At 55.8% G+C, this 16718-nt stretch carries 17 protein-coding genes; 7 read left to right on the top strand and 10 right to left on the bottom strand.

What is annotated here, in order from left to right; all coding sequences use genetic code 11:
- Positions 1-86: 86 nt before the first annotated feature.
- The 5 genes from ACSZPU_RS15485 to ACSZPU_RS15465 all read right to left on the bottom strand — a co-directional run bounded on the left by ACSZPU_RS15485 (position 87) and on the right by ACSZPU_RS15465 (position 4942).
- Positions 87-329 carry a putative Se/S carrier protein gene (locus ACSZPU_RS15485; RefSeq protein ID WP_499000438.1) on the bottom strand — a complete coding sequence of 81 codons (243 nt, stop codon included), beginning with the start codon at positions 327-329 and terminating at the stop codon, positions 87-89.
- Positions 329-1093, bottom strand: coding sequence for a putative 2-hydroxyacyl-CoA dehydratase activator YjiL (gene yjiL / locus ACSZPU_RS15480; RefSeq protein WP_499000436.1), 765 nt, complete (start codon positions 1091-1093; stop codon positions 329-331). Before yjiL ends, ACSZPU_RS15485 begins: the two co-directional genes overlap by 1 nt.
- A gap of 9 nt (positions 1094-1102) precedes the next feature.
- On the bottom strand, positions 1103-2254 hold the full coding sequence (locus ACSZPU_RS15475; protein ID WP_499000433.1) for a double-cubane-cluster-containing anaerobic reductase: 1152 nt from the start codon (positions 2252-2254) through the stop codon (positions 1103-1105).
- A gap of 112 nt (positions 2255-2366) precedes the next feature.
- Positions 2367-3590 (bottom strand): MFS transporter, encoded by a 1224-nt coding sequence (locus tag ACSZPU_RS15470; RefSeq protein ID WP_499000431.1) that lies wholly within the window; start codon positions 3588-3590, stop codon positions 2367-2369.
- An 80-nt stretch (positions 3591-3670) separates the two neighbouring features.
- Positions 3671-4942 carry a DUF445 domain-containing protein gene (locus ACSZPU_RS15465; protein ID WP_499000428.1) on the bottom strand — a complete coding sequence of 424 codons (1272 nt, stop codon included), beginning with the start codon at positions 4940-4942 and terminating at the stop codon, positions 3671-3673.
- Positions 4943-5130: 188 nt separating this feature from the next.
- Here ACSZPU_RS15465 and ACSZPU_RS15460 point away from each other — a divergent pair, with 188 nt between their 5' ends.
- The 3 genes from ACSZPU_RS15460 (at position 5131) to ACSZPU_RS15450 (ending at position 7523) form a co-directional block, all read left to right on the top strand.
- On the top strand, positions 5131-6666 hold the full coding sequence (locus ACSZPU_RS15460; protein ID WP_499000425.1) for a DNA recombination protein RmuC: 1536 nt from the start codon (positions 5131-5133) through the stop codon (positions 6664-6666).
- A 71-nt stretch (positions 6667-6737) separates the two neighbouring features.
- A complete protein-coding gene (locus tag ACSZPU_RS15455) occupies positions 6738-7352 on the top strand; it encodes a hypothetical protein (RefSeq protein ID WP_499000422.1) in 615 nt (204 codons plus the stop codon).
- 42 nt (positions 7353-7394) lie between these two features.
- Positions 7395-7523, top strand: coding sequence for a hypothetical protein (locus ACSZPU_RS15450; protein ID WP_499000420.1), 129 nt, complete (start codon positions 7395-7397; stop codon positions 7521-7523).
- Between the two features lie 7 nt (positions 7524-7530).
- Here ACSZPU_RS15450 and yjiA read toward each other — a convergent pair whose 3' ends face one another.
- From yjiA to ACSZPU_RS15435, 3 genes are all read right to left on the bottom strand, one after another.
- On the bottom strand, positions 7531-8484 hold the full coding sequence (yjiA, locus tag ACSZPU_RS15445; protein WP_499000417.1) for a GTPase: 954 nt from the start codon (positions 8482-8484) through the stop codon (positions 7531-7533).
- Between the two features lie 10 nt (positions 8485-8494).
- Positions 8495-8698 (bottom strand): YbdD/YjiX family protein, encoded by a 204-nt coding sequence (locus ACSZPU_RS15440; RefSeq protein ID WP_499000415.1) that lies wholly within the window; start codon positions 8696-8698, stop codon positions 8495-8497.
- A 200-nt stretch (positions 8699-8898) separates the two neighbouring features.
- Entirely contained in the window at positions 8899-11052 is a 2154-nt protein-coding gene (locus ACSZPU_RS15435; protein WP_499000412.1) for a carbon starvation CstA family protein, read from the bottom strand.
- Between ACSZPU_RS15435 and ACSZPU_RS15430 the strand changes: the two genes are divergently transcribed.
- The 4 genes from ACSZPU_RS15430 (at position 11030) to ACSZPU_RS15415 (ending at position 14170) form a co-directional block, all read left to right on the top strand.
- Positions 11030-11185: a hypothetical protein gene (locus ACSZPU_RS15430; RefSeq protein WP_499000409.1), complete on the top strand. Its 156-nt coding sequence runs from the start codon at positions 11030-11032 to the stop codon at positions 11183-11185. The genes ACSZPU_RS15435 and ACSZPU_RS15430 overlap by 23 nt on opposite strands.
- Before the next feature lie 541 nt (positions 11186-11726).
- On the top strand, positions 11727-13277 hold the full coding sequence (tsr, locus tag ACSZPU_RS15425; protein ID WP_499000406.1) for a methyl-accepting chemotaxis protein: 1551 nt from the start codon (positions 11727-11729) through the stop codon (positions 13275-13277).
- Between the two features lie 81 nt (positions 13278-13358).
- Positions 13359-14039 (top strand): GNAT family N-acetyltransferase, encoded by a 681-nt coding sequence (locus ACSZPU_RS15420; protein WP_499000405.1) that lies wholly within the window; start codon positions 13359-13361, stop codon positions 14037-14039.
- Positions 14033-14170, top strand: coding sequence for a hypothetical protein (locus ACSZPU_RS15415; RefSeq protein WP_499000404.1), 138 nt, complete (start codon positions 14033-14035; stop codon positions 14168-14170). Before ACSZPU_RS15420 ends, ACSZPU_RS15415 begins: the two co-directional genes overlap by 7 nt.
- 16 nt (positions 14171-14186) lie before the next feature.
- On the opposite strand, the gene ACSZPU_RS15410 is transcribed toward ACSZPU_RS15415, so the two are convergent.
- Both ACSZPU_RS15410 and ACSZPU_RS15405 read right to left on the bottom strand, forming a co-directional pair.
- Positions 14187-15548 (bottom strand): MFS transporter, encoded by a 1362-nt coding sequence (locus ACSZPU_RS15410; RefSeq protein ID WP_499000401.1) that lies wholly within the window; start codon positions 15546-15548, stop codon positions 14187-14189.
- A 214-nt stretch (positions 15549-15762) separates the two neighbouring features.
- Positions 15763-16623 (bottom strand): GntR family transcriptional regulator, encoded by an 861-nt coding sequence (locus tag ACSZPU_RS15405; RefSeq protein WP_499000441.1) that lies wholly within the window; start codon positions 16621-16623, stop codon positions 15763-15765.
- Positions 16624-16718: the final 95 nt, after the last annotated feature.

The following is a 16718-nucleotide window of genomic DNA, read 5'->3' as shown; positions in this document are numbered from 1 at the left end:
CGGGCTACCACACCCACTGTAGCCCCGGTAAGCGCAGCGTCACCGGGGAAAATCCCGGATGCGGCTACACCTTATCCCGGGTACGACTAATACACTGCCACCTGTTCAAACTCTTCGCCCTCGCAACGGTAAACCGCCTGGGTCGCGCCGGGTAGCACCCACTGCTGTTCGGCACCGGGCGGGCAATGCAGGCGAATGCATAACCCGCAGCCGCCGCGTAAGGTGCGGGGAATATCCGCCACACGAAACGGCACGCCGGAGGCCTGTAACAGCTTGCGGGTCTGCACCACGCCAACGGTGGAGTGAAACAAAAACAGGAACTCTTCCATCAGCGTGCCCTCTGGCGCTGGCCAATCAGCGCTGCGCCAATTGCCCCGGCGTACTGGGCATCGTCATGGGTATGTACGTCCGTTTTCAGATGCTCGCTCAGCATGGCCCGGAAACGGGCGCAGTGGCTGACGCCGCCGGTAAACAGCAGCGGCCCCTGAGTGGTGAGTCGGGAAATAAAGTGCCCGCTGCGCCGCGCCATCGCGTTAATCACCCCAGCCAGAATGGCCTCCGGGGCCACACCTGCCGAACGCAGGCTGATCACTTCTGATTCGGCGAACACGGTACACATGCTGGTCAGCGGATGCGGGGTGATGCCATCGGTGATCCCGTCCAGCGCCTCCACCGTGGTGCCCAGGGTGCGGGAAATCACTTCCAGAAAGCGCCCCGTCCCGGCGGCGCATTTGTCGTTCATCAGAAAATCGGTGAGATTGCCCTGTTCATCCAACTGGATAACCTTGCTGTCCTGGCCGCCAATATCAATTACCGTGCGCGCCTCCGGTAACAGCAAGCGCGCCCCCAGGCCGTGACAGGAAATCTCCGTCACCTGCTTATCGGCAAAATCCACCAGTTGTCGCCCGTATCCGGTGAGCGTCAGGAAAGGTTTTTCCTCCAGCCCATCTCGCAGCGTCTCCCAGGCGTCGCGAATGCTGTCCGCCGGGCGAAACGAGGTCGGGCAGAGGAAACGCCGGACAATGGCGCTTCCTTCCAGCAATATCCCTTTGGTGGTGGTCGAACCGGAATCAATACCTATCGTGAACGTCACCGTCACTCCTTACAGCATTTCAATAAACGCAGCTACACGAGTGCTGAGCTGCCCTATATCCGCGGTGGAGTAGTCCGTCTCAATCGCCATATAGGGAATGTTGTGCTGCTGGCGCACGTGGCGTTTGATGGCGAGAGATTCTACCGCGTAGGTGTGGCAGGCCTGCAAAATGACGTCTACCACGCCGTCGGCCTGGTACTCTTCGACCATCTGGCCGAGTAAACGCAGGCGCTCGGTATTGGGCGAAATGCACGAGCAACCAATCGCCAGATATTTGTCGGTCAGCGCGTCGTAGACATCTACGTCTTCCGCCACATTGCGTTCGGTGGCTTTCGCCCCGGTGCAGTTCTCGTAGCCGACGACCCAGCCACCGTTCTCTTCGATGGCGCGCACCACTTTTTCGGCTGCACCGCCAATCGGGCAGCCGGTTATCAGGATGCGCGGACGGGATTCCAGCCGCTTGCCCTGTTCCCATTCGGCCTTCACGCGGGCGGTCATCTCATTGAGCTCGGCAATCAATGCGTTTTTATCGAAACGGAAAGTCGCGCCGTACACCACTTTCAGGATGTCGGTACCGCTCAGCGCGGGCGGGTTAAGCTGTCCCAGACGGTAGAAATCCGCCGTTGCCTGGCGTTCGCGGTTTTTCAGTACGATGGCGTCGCGCAGGGCGGCTTCGCTGATTGGCTGGCCGAAGCGTTCCTCGATTTGCTGCTGCAGGCGCAGGATTTCCGATTTCCACAGCGCCCGGGAGGCAGCATCGGTGGCGCTGTTAGGCAGTTGCATGACGTGGACGGCTTTGAAATCCGCCATGTATTCGTACATTTTTTTCTTGCCGTCGCAGGTGGTTTCGCCCACCACTAGGTCGGAGAAATAGAAGTACGGGCATTTGTCGGTTTTACCGAAACCGTAGCTGCTTTTGATCAGCGGGCAGAGGTTGCGCGGCAGATCTTTTTCCGCCTCTTCAATGGTTTCGTCGTTAGTCGAGCACAGTGAGACCACAACGGCCCCGGCGGCCATCGCGATTTCCTGCGGCATAAAGGTACAGTAGGTGCCGACCAGAGGGATCCCCTGTTCTTTCAGTTCCATCACAGTGAGAAAACCTTTCTGGCGGGCGTCGGAGAATTGCTCAAATACTTCCGGAAGTTCTGTAATAAGAGACATGATTTTTCCTTCCCCGTAACACGGGAGACAATGAAAAACGAGGCGGTCTGCTGCCGCCGAAGGAAGGATTATAACCTTGTTGAGTGTATGGGATTGTTGATCTGTCGCGAGGTTAGCGGCATTCAGAGGTCTCGTATTGCTGTACCCGATGCACCAGGCGGTTCAGGCAGAATATGGCAACACCACCTGCGACCAGCGCCAGCAGATGAAACGGAATGCGTCCACCGCCGGAGAACCACAGCCAGCGCGCCCCTTCAATGGAGAGCGCCACGGTGCTCAGCACCACGATGTTGAGCGATGCCGATACCGTGCCTTTCGGTAAGTCATTAGAAAACAGCGTAAAACGGTACAGCGTCGAGAAAATCAGCCCGATACCAAAGCAATAGATACTGGTGCCGGTCACCGACCAGAACCAGAGGTGCGGGTAGAGCAGATTTCCGGCGAGCAGCATCACCAGGCCGATAAGCTGGATGGGCACGGTACGGCGGATATAACGGGGATCGGTAGGATCGTCCACAAAGCGCATCACCACAATATTAGCGGCAATCAGCGCACCAAAGACCGGGATCTGCACCCAGGCAAATTCTGCCGTGCTCATGCCGCCTGCATCGATCAGGATCACCGGCGAGACGGCGACCCAAGTCATAAGGGGAATGTAGTAGAGCGCGAGTGTGGCGGCACCGTTGAGGAACACGCGGTTGCGAAAGACTGCGCAAAAATCCTGTACCACGCTTATGGCCCGCAGTGGCGTCTCCTGCTTTTTGATGGTTTCCGGCATGGCCAGCATCAGCCCAAGCCAGGCAACAAAACCGAGGGCGGCAATCACCGCGAAAATCACCTTCCAGTGGACAAAATGCATTAATGCCGCGCCGCCCAGCGGCCCAATCACCGGGGCCAGCAGCACCACCGAGGTGATAAGCGACATCAGCTTGATGGCTTTTGTCGGCTCAAAAGCTTCCTGGATAGTGACGTAGCCGACCGTGGAGATAAAACAGATGCTGGTACCCTGGATAAAGCGCGCAACCAGGAACTGCTCAAAGGTGGTGGTGAACAGCGTGGCAACGCAGGCCAGGGTAAAAATAAGCGCGCCGGTCAGCAGTACCGGGCGGCGGCCAATTCTGTCGGAAAGGGGGCCAAGCGCCCATTGCAACGCCATGCCGCCCGCCATGTACAGACTGACGGAGAGCGGTGCGAGGCTGACATCGCCATCAAAATCGCGCACTACCTGAATGATGCCCGGTTGGATCATGTCGGTGGTGAGGTAGGCGGCAAAATCGTACAGCACCAGCGCCACCGGGAAGATGAACGGGGCGAAAATCAGATGTCTCCATGACATAGTGGATTCCTTGCTGTGTGATAGGACGCGGTTATTGTGCGAGCCGATAATTTATATGTCGATGTTAATTTGCCGATTTTTTATCCTGTTATCAGGGTGGGGAGCTGTGACAGCAGGTAGAGTACCAGGCCAATCGAGCCGCCGACCAGCGTGCCGTTGATGCGGATAAACTGCAGGTCTTTGCCGATGTTCAGTTCCACCTGGTGCGACATGTCGCGTGCATCCCAGCTTTTCACCGTGTCGCTGATATGGCGGGTGAGAAACGCGGCAAAATCCGGTGCGACGCTGTGGGCCGCCTGTTCCAGATGCTCGTTAAGCGAGGCGCGCAGCGCGCCATCCGCCAGCAGCGTTTCGCCAAACCACAGCCCGGCTTCGGTGATGCGCTGTTTGATGCGTGAGTCGTCCGCCTGCATATCGATTTTCATCCAGCCGCGCAGGTCACTCCACATCTCCCCCAGATAGCGGTTAAACGCCTCGTCTTCTTTCAGATAACGTTTGATATTGTCGGCTCTGGCGGCCATCTCCGGGTCGGTTTTCAGATTGTCGATTAGCTTCAGTACCGCTTTATCGAACGCCCGGCGAATCTGGTGTGCGCTATCATGTGTAACATCGTCCAGCAGCGTATTCACCGCCCGCGTAACCATGGTGGCGCTCTGTTCGCCCAGCCATTCGGTGGGCAAAATCTTCGCTTTGCGCGGGTGTTCCGTTTTCAGCCAGCGCACTATCTGGCTGGCGATGAAATCCCGGCTGCTCTCTTTTTGCAGTAACAGGATCATCTGGCCGATCAGGGCATCCAGCAGTACCTGGTGACGCTGATTTTTGGTCATGCTTTCCAGCATCAGCGCACCGGTTTCGGTGAGATCGACTTTATCGATCGCCCGATGCACCGCCCGCTTGAGCAGGTTTTTGATCCGTGTGTCATCCGCCAGTTCCAGAAATCCGCTCATCACCTGCATCAGGTGCTGACCCACGCGACAGGCGTTGTCCGGCTGGCTGAACCACACGCCAATCATCTGCGCTGGCTGATGACGGTGGATAAGCGCGACCAGCGACTGGGTGTCGAGAAATTTTTCCTGCACGAACTGCCCGAGGTTGTCGCCGATGCGGTCTTTATTGCGCGGAATAATGGCCGTGTGGCGGGAGATAAACGGTATGGGTACGCGGCGAAACAGCGCCACCACGGCGAACCAGTCCGCCAGTGCACCGACCATCGCCGCTTCGGCTATCGCTTTCACGCCGCTGACCCAGAAGTTGGGTGGCAGAAACAGCGTGATGACGAAGATGGCCGCGGCGATCAGCAGCAATGAGAGCGCCAGGCGCTTGGCGCGTTTGAGTTCTGTGATTTTGTTCATGGTTTAAGCATAGAGCAGGGAGCCGGTTTCGCTTGGTTTTCAAGGTGAAGAGCGGTGGAAACGGTTCCCCTCACCCCGGCCCTCTCCCCAAAGGGGCGAGGGGGATAGCTCGGCGAAAACCAAAGATTGCATCTTCACTTACCACGCGTATCGTAGTCGCAGAAAATATGGATAAAGGATTCTCAGACATGACGCTTACGATCATTGCCGTTGTGATTGCCGCCCTGCTGGGTGGCGCTTTTGGCTGGCTTCTCACCCAACAGACGTTTACCCGCAAAATGGCGGCGCTGGAACATGACCATGAGCTGGCGGAAGACGAACTGCTGGAGACCAAAAAATTGCTGCGCGAGCAGGAAGCCAAAACGGACGCAGCGCGTAACGAAAAGCACCAGCGGGATATCGACGTCAGCGCCATGCGCCAGCAAATCAGCGATCTGAAAGGGCGCGCGGATGAGGTTTTACAGCGCTTGTCCCGCACGGAAGCGCAGTTGGAAGAGGAGCGCCGTCTGTCGGGGCAGCTCGACCACGACTATACCGAGCTGAAAACCACCCTTGAGCAGCGCGAGCAGCATTTCCGCGAACAGTTCGCCAGCCTGGAAGAGACCAAAAAATCCCTGTCGCGCGAGTTCGAAAATATCGCCAATAAGATTTTCGAAGAGAAGGGCAGAACTTTTACCGCCACCAGCAAAAACAGTCTCGACGACATGCTTAAGCCGTTTCGCGAGCAAATTGAGGGCTTCCAGAAACGGGTCAATGAAGTCCATGACGCCTCTATTCGCGGCAATGCCGACTTGAATGCCGAGATTAAAAAGGTGCTCGATGTCGGCCTGAAAATGAGTAGCGAGGCGACCAACCTGACCTCAGCGCTGAAAGGCGATTCCCAGCAGCGCGGAGCCTGGGGCGAAGCACAGCTGCGCCGTACGCTGGAGATGAGCGGGCTGGTGGAAAAAGAGCATTTCGAGGTGCAGAGCGCCTTTACCGACGAAAACGGCCGCCGGAAGCAGACGGACTATCTCATTCGTTTGCCGGACAACAAGCACATCATTATCGACAGCAAAGTGTCGCTCAATGCCTATGACCGCGCCTGTTCCGCCGAAACGCCAGAAGAGCAGCAGCACGCGATGGATGAGCACATCATGGCGGTTCGTCGCCACATTGATGACCTGGCCTCGAAGGATTACACCAGCCTGGCGGGTATTCGCAGCCCGAGCTTTGTGCTGATGTTTATGCCCATCGAAGCGGCCTACATTGAAGCGCTGAAAACCAACAAAGGCCTGTTTGAATACGGTTATCGCAAAGGGATTGTGCTGGTGTCTCACACCACGCTGATTCCGATTTTACGTACCGTTTCCAACCTGTGGATGATTGAGCGCAGCAACAGCGAAGCGCGGGAAATCAGCGAGCGCGCCGGGGAGATCTTCAATACGGTGTGCCTGGTAGCGGAACGCTTAAGCAAGCTCGGTGGCACCCTGACCACCGCCAGCAATCAGTACAACGCCACCGTGACTTCGCTGGTGGGCAGCCAGGGGCTGTATGGCCGAGTGGAGCGCTTTGGCAAACTGTCCGAGAAGGTCAACAAAGAGCTGCCGAAGCTTGAGATTGCCCATCGCGATTTCGAGCACGAACGGATGGCGATGATCGTCGAAGCGCTACAGGAACCCGCTACCGGGGAAGCTCCTGCTGCGCTGCCGGAAACGCCGTCGCAGGCCATTAACGACCACTAAGCCTTGCACACGCCGGGCGCTGTCCGGCGTATTATGCTGTGCCATCACCTGAACCTGAGTGAAAAGAAACCATGAGCGCTGTTCCTGCTAATTTGTCCCGCTTTCGCGACGCTATCGTAAATTTTTCCGGCCGCAAAACGCCCGGTGAGTTACCCGCTGAATTTTTGCTGGCGCAGGAGGGGAATCTCGCGCAGTACTACATTCCTTTCGATGCGATAAATACCCGTGCACTGGTGGTGCTGGTGGGCATCACGCCGGGATATGTGCAGTGGTATAACGCGGTGACGACGGCACAGAAGGTGCTGCGTGACGGCGGCGATGATGCGCTGGCGTTGCAGGAGGCGAAAAAGCACGGAGCCTTTAGCGGACCGCTGCGCAATAACCTGATCAAACTGCTTGATGGTATTGGCCTGGCGCAGATGCTGTCGCTGGATTCCACGGCGCAGCTTTTTACCGACCATACCGGGCTGGTGCATTGCACGTCGCTCTATACCCAGCCGCTGTTTGTGCAGGGTGTCAATTACAACGGCAAACCGCATTTTTCCCGTTCCTCGCTGTTAAGAGCGGCCATTGATGAGGGGTTCGCGCAGGAGGCGGCGGCGCTGAAAAAGGCGGTGTTTATTCCGCTGGGGCCGGTGGCGACGGAAGGGGTGAACCTGTTGGCAAGCCGGGGTGTGCTGGACTAAGAACGCGTACTGTCTGGCTTGCCGCACCCATCCGGGGCCAATATGGAGCGGATTAACTATTTTCTGGGTCTGAAAGCGCGCGATACGCTGTCGAGCCGCACTAATGCGGATCTGCTGGATCAGGCAAAAGCCAGTTTACTGGCGAAGGTCGGTAAACTGGCATTCGTGTAGTGTGGCGTCAGGCTTTCAGCCCGGCAAAGGCGTCGCGGATTTCCTGTTCCGGCAGCTGAATGCCGATAAATACCAGCGTGCTGTGCGGCGGCTCGTCGCCCCATGGGCGGTCCCAGTCGGCACTGTACAGGCGCTGCACGCCCTGGAACAGCAGGCGGTTGGGCTCGCCATCAATCCACAGCATCCCCTTGTAGCGCAGTAGCTTGTCGGCAAACGACAGCAGCAGGTTTTCCATCACCCGGGAGACATCACTGATATCCACCGGGTAGTCCAGTTCGAGCACGATAGAGGACACGTCGTTTTGCTTGTCCGCCATAAAGTGGAAGCGCGGCTTCGAGGTGATGTTCTCTTCCAGCATAAAGCCGTTGGTATTAAACAGTTGACCAGGGTTGATATCGCCGTGGGTCACGGTATAAATCGGTGCGCGGGCGTTGATGCGGCCCAGACGTTCGCGCAGTTTTTCGCTTTCACCGGCCACATCGGTTTTGGTCAGCAGAATGCGGTCGGCGTAGCCCACCTGTGACTGGGCGATGGTGAACTGGCTCATCTGTTCGTCAGCATGGACGGCATCCACCAGCGCGATCACCCCATCCAGCAGGTAGCGCTGGCAGAGGATCTCGTGGGAAAAGAAGGTTTGAATAATTGGGCCAGGATCGGCCATGCCGGTGCATTCGATCACCAGGCGGTCAAAATCAATGTCACCGCGATCGAGGCTATCGAGCAGGTCTAATAGCGCATCTTCAAGTTCATTCGATCGGGTACAGCAGATACAGCCGTTGGTCAGGGTTTTGATCTGCGTGGCGCGGTCGCCAATGAGCTGATCGTCAACCGAGACTTCACCGAACTCGTTTTCGATAACGGCGATTTTAAAGCCGTGCTGCTCGTTGAGGATATGGCGCAGCAGGGTGGTTTTGCCCGCGCCGAGAAAACCGGTCAATAGGGTGACTGCAATCGGTGTCATCTTGCCTCCATTAGCAACAGCGCACGCCGCCTTCGCCACTTCCGCCGTAGCGCGCTTCCTGGCGTTCGCGGAAAAACTCAGTGTACGTCATGTAGGGTTTATCCGGATGATTGGTCTTCATATGTTCGACGTAGTTGTCGTAATCCGGGATGCCAATCAGCATTTTTGCCGCCTGGCCGAGGTATTTTTTGGCGTCGCCTAAGTTACCAAACATAGTGTTATCCAGATATACATAAAGCCCGGGGATGCAGGCTATTTTACTTGTCATTTTGAACCTGGGCAGTGCTCGCAATCCTCACGTACTGCATGTACGCTCCGGTTGCTCCGTGCTGTCCATGTCCAAACTGCCTGCGCCAATTATGCCTGCGTAACTTATGTAAAAGCCCCGCCGAAGCGGGGCTGAATACAACCAGATTAGTGGTGTGAAGAGGTCTTCACGCCGCCTTCCGGTACCGGAACGTACGGGGTTTCTTTGTCGGTGCGCACGGTGTTGTTACGCACGTTCATCCAGGTTTTGATGCCGTAGAAGATGATGCTGTACACGACCACCAGGAACAGAATGCTCAGACCCGCGTTGGTGTAGTTGTTCACCACGATATGGTTCATGTTGGCAATCTGCTGGGCAGTCAGGTCAGCGCCGCCTGCGGCAATTTTCGCTTTGTACTGGTTGGCCATAAAGAAGAAGCCTTCCAGCTGCGGGTTGGTGCTGAACAGTTTCAGACCCAGCGCCCAGGTGGTGCACAGCAGCAGCCACAGCGCCGGTACCACGGTCACCCAGATGTATTTGGTGCGCTGCATTTTGACCAGCACGACGGTACCCAGCACCAGCGCCACAGCGGCCAGCATCTGGTTAGAGATACCAAACAGCGGCCACAGGCTCTTAACGCCGCCCAGCGGATCAACCACGCCCTGATACAGCAGGTAGCCCCAGAGACCCACGCAACCTGCGGTACCGATGATACCGGCAACCAGAGAGTCGGTTTTCTTGAGGAACGGCACGAAGTTACCCAGCAGATCCTGCAGCATAAAGCGGCCTGCACGGGTACCCGCATCCAGTGCGGTCAGGATGAACAGCGCTTCAAACAGGATACCGAAGTGGTACCAGAAGCCCATGTCCGCCATCGGCATGATTTTGTGGAACACGTGAGCGATACCCACAGCCAGCGTCGGTGCGCCACCTGCACGGTTCAGGACAGACGGTTCGCCGATGTCTTTCGCGGTCTGCATGATCTGCTCAGGAGAGATCACGAAGCCCCAGGAACTGACGGTCGCTGCCGCATGGGTGCTGACGTCTTTCAACTGCGCCATGATCATTGCCGCGTTGTCGCCACCCATTTCATGCAGGTTTGGCATGGTGATGCCAAGGCCAGCAGGCGGGGTGTTCATCGCGAAGTAGAGACCCGGTTCGATGATGGAGGCAGCAACCAGCGCCATGATGGCGACGAAAGATTCCATCAGCATGGCACCGTAACCGATAAAGCGTGCGTCGGTTTCGTTGGCCAGCAGTTTCGGTGTGGTACCGGAAGCGATCAGCGCATGGAAGCCAGAAACGGCGCCACAGGCGATGGTGATAAACAGGAACGGGAACAGCGCGCCTTTCCACAGCGGACCGGTGCCGTCAATGTACGGCGTAATTGCCGGCATTTTCAGTTCCGGGTTCAGGATAACGATACCCAGCGCCAGACCGACGATAACGCCGATTTTCAGGAAGGTGGCCAGGTAGTCACGCGGAGCCAGAATCAGCCACACCGGCAGCAGCGCAGAGATAAACGCATAGCCAACCAGCGCGAAGGTAATGGTGGTGTCTTTGAAGGTCAGCGCCGGGCCCCAGTACGGGTCGTGGGCGATGATGCCGCCGAAGTAAATGGAGGCAACCAGCAGCACGATACCAATCACCGACACTTCACCCACGCGGCCAGGGCGCAGGAAGCGCATGTAGATACCCATAAACAGGGCAATCGGCACGGTGGAGCAAACGGTGAACACGCCCCACGGGCTTTCTGCCAGCGCTTTCACCACGATCAGCGCCAGCACGGCGAGGATGATGATCATGATTAAGAAGCAGCCGAACAGAGCGATGGTCCCCGGTACGCGGCCCATCTCTTCTTTGATCATCTCACCCAGAGACGCGCCGTTACGGCGTGAAGAGATAAACAGCACCATAAAGTCCTGCACCGCACCGGCCAGCACCACGCCTGCCAGCAGCCACAGGGTACCCGGCAGGTAGCCCATTTGCGCGGCCAGTACCGGGCCGACCAGCGGACCCGCACCCGCGATAGCGGCAAAGTGGTGACCAAACAGCACGTAGCGGTTGGTTGGCACGTAGTTCAGGCCGTCATTGTTAATGACCGCCGGGGTTGAACGTGTCGGATCGAGCTTCATCACTTTTTGCGCGATGTACAAGCTGTAGTAGCGATACGCCACGAGGTAAACGGAAACGGAAGCGACCACGATCCACAGCGCACTGACGTGCTCACCGCGTCGTAAAGCAACGACGGATAAGCAGAAGGCGCCGAGAATGCCGAGGATCACCCAGGGTATGTGTTTGAATAGTTTTTTAGTATCCATGTCAGACCTGATTATCAAGAAAAATGAAATCGGAGTTGATGTGTTAAAAGACGGCCTTGCTGGTGCTGATCATGTCAAATTACAAGGGGAAAAAGGGCGCGATCTCACTGAGTGGTATGAATATGGGGGGTAAGCGGTCTGCTAAACGGGTAAGCGGTTTTATACGGCGCTAAGCGGCGGAAAATATGTGATGGGGATCACGGGCGTCGGTGGGCTCACAGACGTTGATGAGAGGGCCAGCGGGTAAACGACCGGATCATGCGATAACAGAAAGGGAAATTTCACTGGCAAGAAAAATGGGCTTCTCCCGGCTTTTTTTCACGATTGAAAAATAGATGTAACGAAGTTGATAAATGATTGAGAGTGCGACTAATCACTTTTAATTCATTGAGTTAAAAGAGAGAGCCCGGTCGAGCGGTGAGTGGCATCGGGAGGAGGATTGTTCTTAATACCTGGGCTTATTTTCCGGTTTTTCTGCAATTTAAGTTAAATTTTTAGCGAAACGTATGATTTTGTTCTCGTTTATTTCCTTTATATCGGCGTTTTAGGCTAAATACATTTGATGCTCACCATTTGCACGACGTTCGTCTTTAGAAAAATGATCAATACGATCCACCATAAAGTTTTCGCTATCCAGGCCGAAACTCTGTTGTCTGGATAAGGGATGGAAAAACATGTTAAACCGTATGAAACTTGTCACCAGTTTACTTTTTGTACTGGGACTCTTTGGCCTATTGCAGCTCACTTCTGGCGGCTTGTTCTTTAACGCGCTTAAGCACGATAAAGAGAACTTCACTGTTTTACAGACGATTCGCCAGCAGCAATCCACGCTTAACGCCAGTTGGGTGGCGCTTTTGCAGACGCGTAACACGCTGAACCGCGCCGGGATCCGTTACATGATGGATCAGAATCAAATTGGCAGCGGTGCGACGGTAAACGATCTGATGCAGATTGCCAGCACCTCGTTAAAGCAGGCGGAAACGCACTGGAAAGAATATCAATCTTTACCGCGCGATCCGCGTCAAAGCGCAGACGCTTCTGCTGAAATAAATCGTACTTACGATATCTACCACAATGCGCTGGCTGAGCTGATTCAGCTTTTGGGCGCGGGTAAAATCAACGAATTCTTCGATCAGCCGACTCAGGGATATCAGGACGGTTTTGAAAAGCCGTATCTTGCGTATCTGCAGCAGAACGATCGTTTGTATGAGCAGGCGGTAAGCGAAAGCAACAGCTCTTATGACAGCGCCCTGTGGATCATCGTGAGCGTGCTGCTTGTAGTGCTGGTGGTGATTATTGCCGTATGGCTGGGCATCAAGCGTGGCGTTATCGGCCCGATGAACCACCTGATTGAAAACATCCGTCATATTGCCGGTGGCGATCTGGAACAGAACATCAATGTGCACGGTTCCAACGAAATGGGCCAGTTGGCCTCCAGCCTGCGTCATATGCAGGGTGAGTTGGTACGTACCGTGGGTGACGTGCGCAGCGGGGCAGACGCCATTTACAGCGGCGCGAGCGAAATCTCTGCGGGTAACAATGACCTCTCTTCCCGTACGGAACAGCAGGCGGCTTCTCTGGAAGAAACCGCAGCCAGCATGGAAGAGCTGACCGCAACGGTGAAACAGAACGCCGAAAACGCCCGTCAGGCCAGCCATCTGGCAAAAAGCGCGTCGGATACCGCGCAGAAAGGCGGTAAAGTGGTGGATAACGTTGTGCAGACAATGCGTGACATCACCGCCAGTTCGCAGAAAATCGCCGATATTATCAGCGTGATCGACGGCATTGCCTTCCAGACCAACATTCTGGCGCTGAACGCGGCGGTAGAAGCAGCACGTGCCGGTGAACAGGGGCGTGGTTTTGCGGTGGTGGCAGGGGAAGTGCGTAACCTGGCCCAGCGCAGTGCGCAGGCGGCGCGTGAAATCAAGAGCCTGATCGAAGACTCCGTTGGCCGCGTTGAACTGGGGTCTACCCTGGTAGAAAGCGCCGGTGAAACGATGGATGAGATCGTTAGCGCTGTTACACGCGTAACCGACATCATGGGTGAGATCGCCTCTGCCTCTGATGAACAGAGCCGTGGTATTGACCAGGTGGGTCTGGCGGTGGCCGAGATGGATCGCGTCACTCGCGAAGCGCCGGTTATGGCATCTACGCTGAAAACCGCTTCCGCAAGCCCCATGCCGCGCAAAGTGGCAGTCGGTGACGATAACTGGGAAACCTTCTGATAATGATCGCGCCCTGCTAACGCGGGGCGCGTTTTCTCTTTTTTCATCGTGCTATCCTTAATTTTTACCCGGAGGAGCACCATGAACCTGACCGCCATTTCTGCCCTTCACTACAGTAGCGAACAGTTCACCGCCCACCTTGGCGCGTGTTTTGAAGGCTACAGCGTTCCCTTTTCTCTCCCGCCTGAGGTCTTTGCGCAGCGTTTTGGCGCGGAAGATATCAGCCTGACGGATTCTTGCATCTGGTGGAATGACGGCATGCTGATGGCGGCGGCGGTCACTACCCGGCGCGGCGAATCGGCAAGGCTGGGGGCATTTTCCCTGATTCCTGCCTATCGCGGGAAAGGGTACGGTAAAAAGCTGCTGGCACCGCTGTTGCAGGATTTGCGGGCAAAGGGCGTGCGGCAAATGTGGCTGGAGGTCATTCAGGATAATCAGGCGGGCGTTGGGCTTTATCGCTCACTCGGCTTTGAGATTCGCCAGGGGTTAAACGGTTTTCAGGGGGATGCGCGTTCCTGTGAGGGCGATAACTTGCTGCGGGAGATTAACCCGCTCGAGGTGGTCTGGCGTTCGGTGGGGGAGGTGAAAGGTTCGCTGCCGTGGCTGGTCGACCCGCTCTCTGTGGTATCGCTGCCGTGCCGGGCGTTCGAATATCGTAAACATGCGTACGCTATCGTCGCAACGCTGACGGACAAGCCGCAGCTGCGCTTTCTTTATGTGGAGCCGGAATACCGCCGTAAGGGTTTGCCCGCGAGATGCTGATGACCCTCAACCACCACTTCCCGGGGCTGGCGACCAGCGTCGCGGTACCGGAATCCTTTACCCCGCTGTTCCATTCTGCGGAGTTTGCCACCATGGCGATTAGCCAGTTTGAAATGCGGGCGATGCTGTGAGACATCGCCCTTTGGGTTAGCTTTGTTTTGGATCGCTGATAGGCTGACGTACCAGCAGGACATAAGCCACGGCACCCAGAATCGTCACGCAGCCGCAGATAATCAGCGCCAGGCGGAATGACTGAGTGGTATCGACGATAAACCCGGTCACGATCGGAGCAAACGACGCGCAGATGAAGCTCGCGAAGTTCTGGATACTGCCCACGGATGCCGTCATCCTTGATGCCACGGCGACGTGAATCAGCCCCCAGCATGACGTTCCCGCAAAGTGGATGCAGAACAGCGCCATACCAATCAGCAATACGGCGGCTATCGACGTTGTGGCCTCAGGCACGACGAAGGTAAAGGCGGCAGAGCAGAGCATCCCGGTGATGATGCTGATTTTGCGGCTTTTAATCGGTGCCATGCCGCGTTTTACCAGCCAGTCGGTAACATAGCCGTTGGTCAGCATCCCGGCCGCCCCGAACAGGAAGGGGATCGCCGCCATCATACCGGTGCTTTTCAAATCGAGATTGTAAGAGGTTTGCAGGTAGCCCGGCAGCCAGGCGAGATAGAGCCACGCGGTATAGTTGATGCCGCTAAAGCCCAGCATCATGCCCCACATAGTGCGATTGCGAAACAGGCTGCGCCATTCTGCGAAGCTCAGCGGATCGCGGCGTACGTTGACACTGCCAGCGTTGAGATAGGCCTGTTCAACCCCGGTCAGCTGTAGATCTTCGCGGTTGCGATAGAGCATGTACCAGCCAACGGCGAGGAAAATTCCCATTACGCCGATCACGACAAACATGCCGCGCCAGCCGATCATTAACATCATTGCGGCAAGAATGGGTGGGCTGATGGCGACACCAATGGTCGATGCGGCGTTAAAGAAACCCATCGGGCGACCACGTTCTTTAATGTTGAACCAGTCGTTGATGACCTTCACACCGCACGGATTCATGGGCGCTTCGCCCAGCCCCATGCCGATACGTACCAGCACAAACTGTGTGAAGCTGTGCACCATCCCGGAGAGCGCCTGGAATAGTGACCAGAAGAACATGCCTAAGCCGAGCATGATGCGCGGGCCTTTGCGGTCTAGCAGCGGGCCGCAGGGGAGTTGCCCGATGCCATACGCCAGTGAAAAGACGGAAAGCAGCGCGCCAATTTCGGTCGCGCTTAAGCCTAATTCCTGGCGAATGGTTAAATTCGCGACCGATAACGAACTTCTGTCGAGGTAATTGATGACCGCCGCAAAAAATAATAAAAGCATCGCGGTGGTTTGTATGCGCTTAATTCTGGTGCTGCGTTTTAATAAACCATCTGGTGGGACAGGAATATCCGCTTCGGATGTTTTATCAAACGTTGTCCGTGGGTCGAGGGTAATATCGTTTTTTTCCACGCTTGACTCCAAAAATGTTGCTTATCTCACTTCGTTATTTTGAGTGAAGGAGAAAATATCAATCCCGATGTCTGATTAATAAATCTGACACCACTCACTTACATTCATTTAATTCAGTCGACTTAATCAGAGGATAGGAGCGGCGCTATTTTTATTTCTTCGCCTTTTATCTGAAGCGTGCTCCCGATTGAAATTTGCTGTTTTTAATTGGTACTTAATAACTGGCGGCCAGCGATTGCTTGATAGAGCGGATCATGGACTCTTTGGCGGTATGCAGATGATTACGCAGTGCGCGGGTGGCATCCAGATCGCTGCGGCACAGCAGGGCGCTGAGAATGGTCATATGCTCATCAATGGCGATGATATTGCGCTGTTTCAGGTCGCTTTCATCCCACTGATAATGGAAATGGAAGATGACGGAGATGATTTCAATTGATTGATTAAAGAAGATATTATCAGCAGCGGAAAGCAGTAAGGCGTGAAAATCCCGATCCAGTTGCGAAAACATGCGAAAGCTATCGCCGATGCTGTCGCGCAGCTTGCAGTGGCGTTCGAGTAGGGTTTTGGCGCTCAGCCAGCGTGGATCATCTGCGGGTAAATTGAGGAAATGGTGCAGGGCGTGGCTCTCCAGCATTTCCCGCAGTTCAAAAAGCTGTTCGGCGTAGCGCTGGTCAAACTGCTTCATGCTCCACTGGCCGCGTTTTTCGTTCTCAATCAGATTGTAACGGCCAAATTTGAGTAAATATTCCCGCACAATTACCGGGCTGACGCCTGCGGCGCGTGCCAGCTGCAGCTCCGAAAAAGACTCGCCAGCGCGCAGCTGACGCTGGTTAATCATGGTGAAGAAGGCCTGCTCAAAGATACGGTTCTGCTCGGCCAGTGGTGCGCTGATACAGTTAAAGCCATCGTCCTGGGTGGGTTTGCGGATAATGCACCAGGTGCCAGCTGACTTGACCAGTACACCGCACTCGCACAGGTGTGATAGCAGGTGCCGTACGGTTGTGCGGCTGATGTTATACATTTCTGCCAGCGCGTTTTGCGTAGGCAGCGGGGAAGGAATATGGCCGCGCGCCATATCGTCAATCACCTGGTTAATGGCGGATTCAACTCCGAAGTGCAACGCTAAGCCGCCAATCTTAGCTCTGCAAACACCACAGACGGTTGCCTGAA

Source organism: Phytobacter sp. V69, assembly GCF_965644215.1.
Classification (GTDB): domain Bacteria; phylum Pseudomonadota; class Gammaproteobacteria; order Enterobacterales; family Enterobacteriaceae; genus Phytobacter.
This window is presented reverse-complemented; position numbering and strand designations above follow the sequence as displayed.

Bases quoted from the DNA above. Each gene is read 5' to 3' on its own strand.
- ACSZPU_RS15485 (WP_499000438.1), bottom strand. From the start codon at position 329: ATGGAAGAGTTCCTGTTTTTGTTTCACTCCACCGTTGGCGTGGTGCAG.
- ACSZPU_RS15475 (WP_499000433.1), bottom strand. From the start codon at position 2,254: ATGTCTCTTATTACAGAACTTCCGGAAGTATTTGAGCAATTCTCCGAC.
- ACSZPU_RS15470 (WP_499000431.1), bottom strand. From the start codon at position 3,590: ATGTCATGGAGACATCTGATTTTCGCCCCGTTCATCTTCCCGGTGGCG.
- ACSZPU_RS15465 (WP_499000428.1), bottom strand. From the start codon at position 4,942: ATGAACAAAATCACAGAACTCAAACGCGCCAAGCGCCTGGCGCTCTCA.
- ACSZPU_RS15460 (WP_499000425.1), top strand. From the start codon at position 5,131: ATGACGCTTACGATCATTGCCGTTGTGATTGCCGCCCTGCTGGGTGGC.
- ACSZPU_RS15455 (WP_499000422.1), top strand. From the start codon at position 6,738: ATGAGCGCTGTTCCTGCTAATTTGTCCCGCTTTCGCGACGCTATCGTA.
- ACSZPU_RS15450 (WP_499000420.1), top strand. From the start codon at position 7,395: ATGGAGCGGATTAACTATTTTCTGGGTCTGAAAGCGCGCGATACGCTG.
- yjiA (WP_499000417.1), bottom strand. From the start codon at position 8,484: ATGACACCGATTGCAGTCACCCTATTGACCGGTTTTCTCGGCGCGGGC.
- ACSZPU_RS15440 (WP_499000415.1), bottom strand. From the start codon at position 8,698: ATGTTTGGTAACTTAGGCGACGCCAAAAAATACCTCGGCCAGGCGGCA.
- ACSZPU_RS15435 (WP_499000412.1), bottom strand. From the start codon at position 11,052: ATGGATACTAAAAAACTATTCAAACACATACCCTGGGTGATCCTCGGC.
- tsr (WP_499000406.1), top strand. From the start codon at position 11,727: ATGTTAAACCGTATGAAACTTGTCACCAGTTTACTTTTTGTACTGGGA.
- ACSZPU_RS15420 (WP_499000405.1), top strand. From the start codon at position 13,359: ATGAACCTGACCGCCATTTCTGCCCTTCACTACAGTAGCGAACAGTTC.
- ACSZPU_RS15415 (WP_499000404.1), top strand. From the start codon at position 14,033: ATGCTGATGACCCTCAACCACCACTTCCCGGGGCTGGCGACCAGCGTC.
- ACSZPU_RS15405 (WP_499000441.1), bottom strand. From the start codon at position 16,623: ATGGCGCGCGGCCATATTCCTTCCCCGCTGCCTACGCAAAACGCGCTG.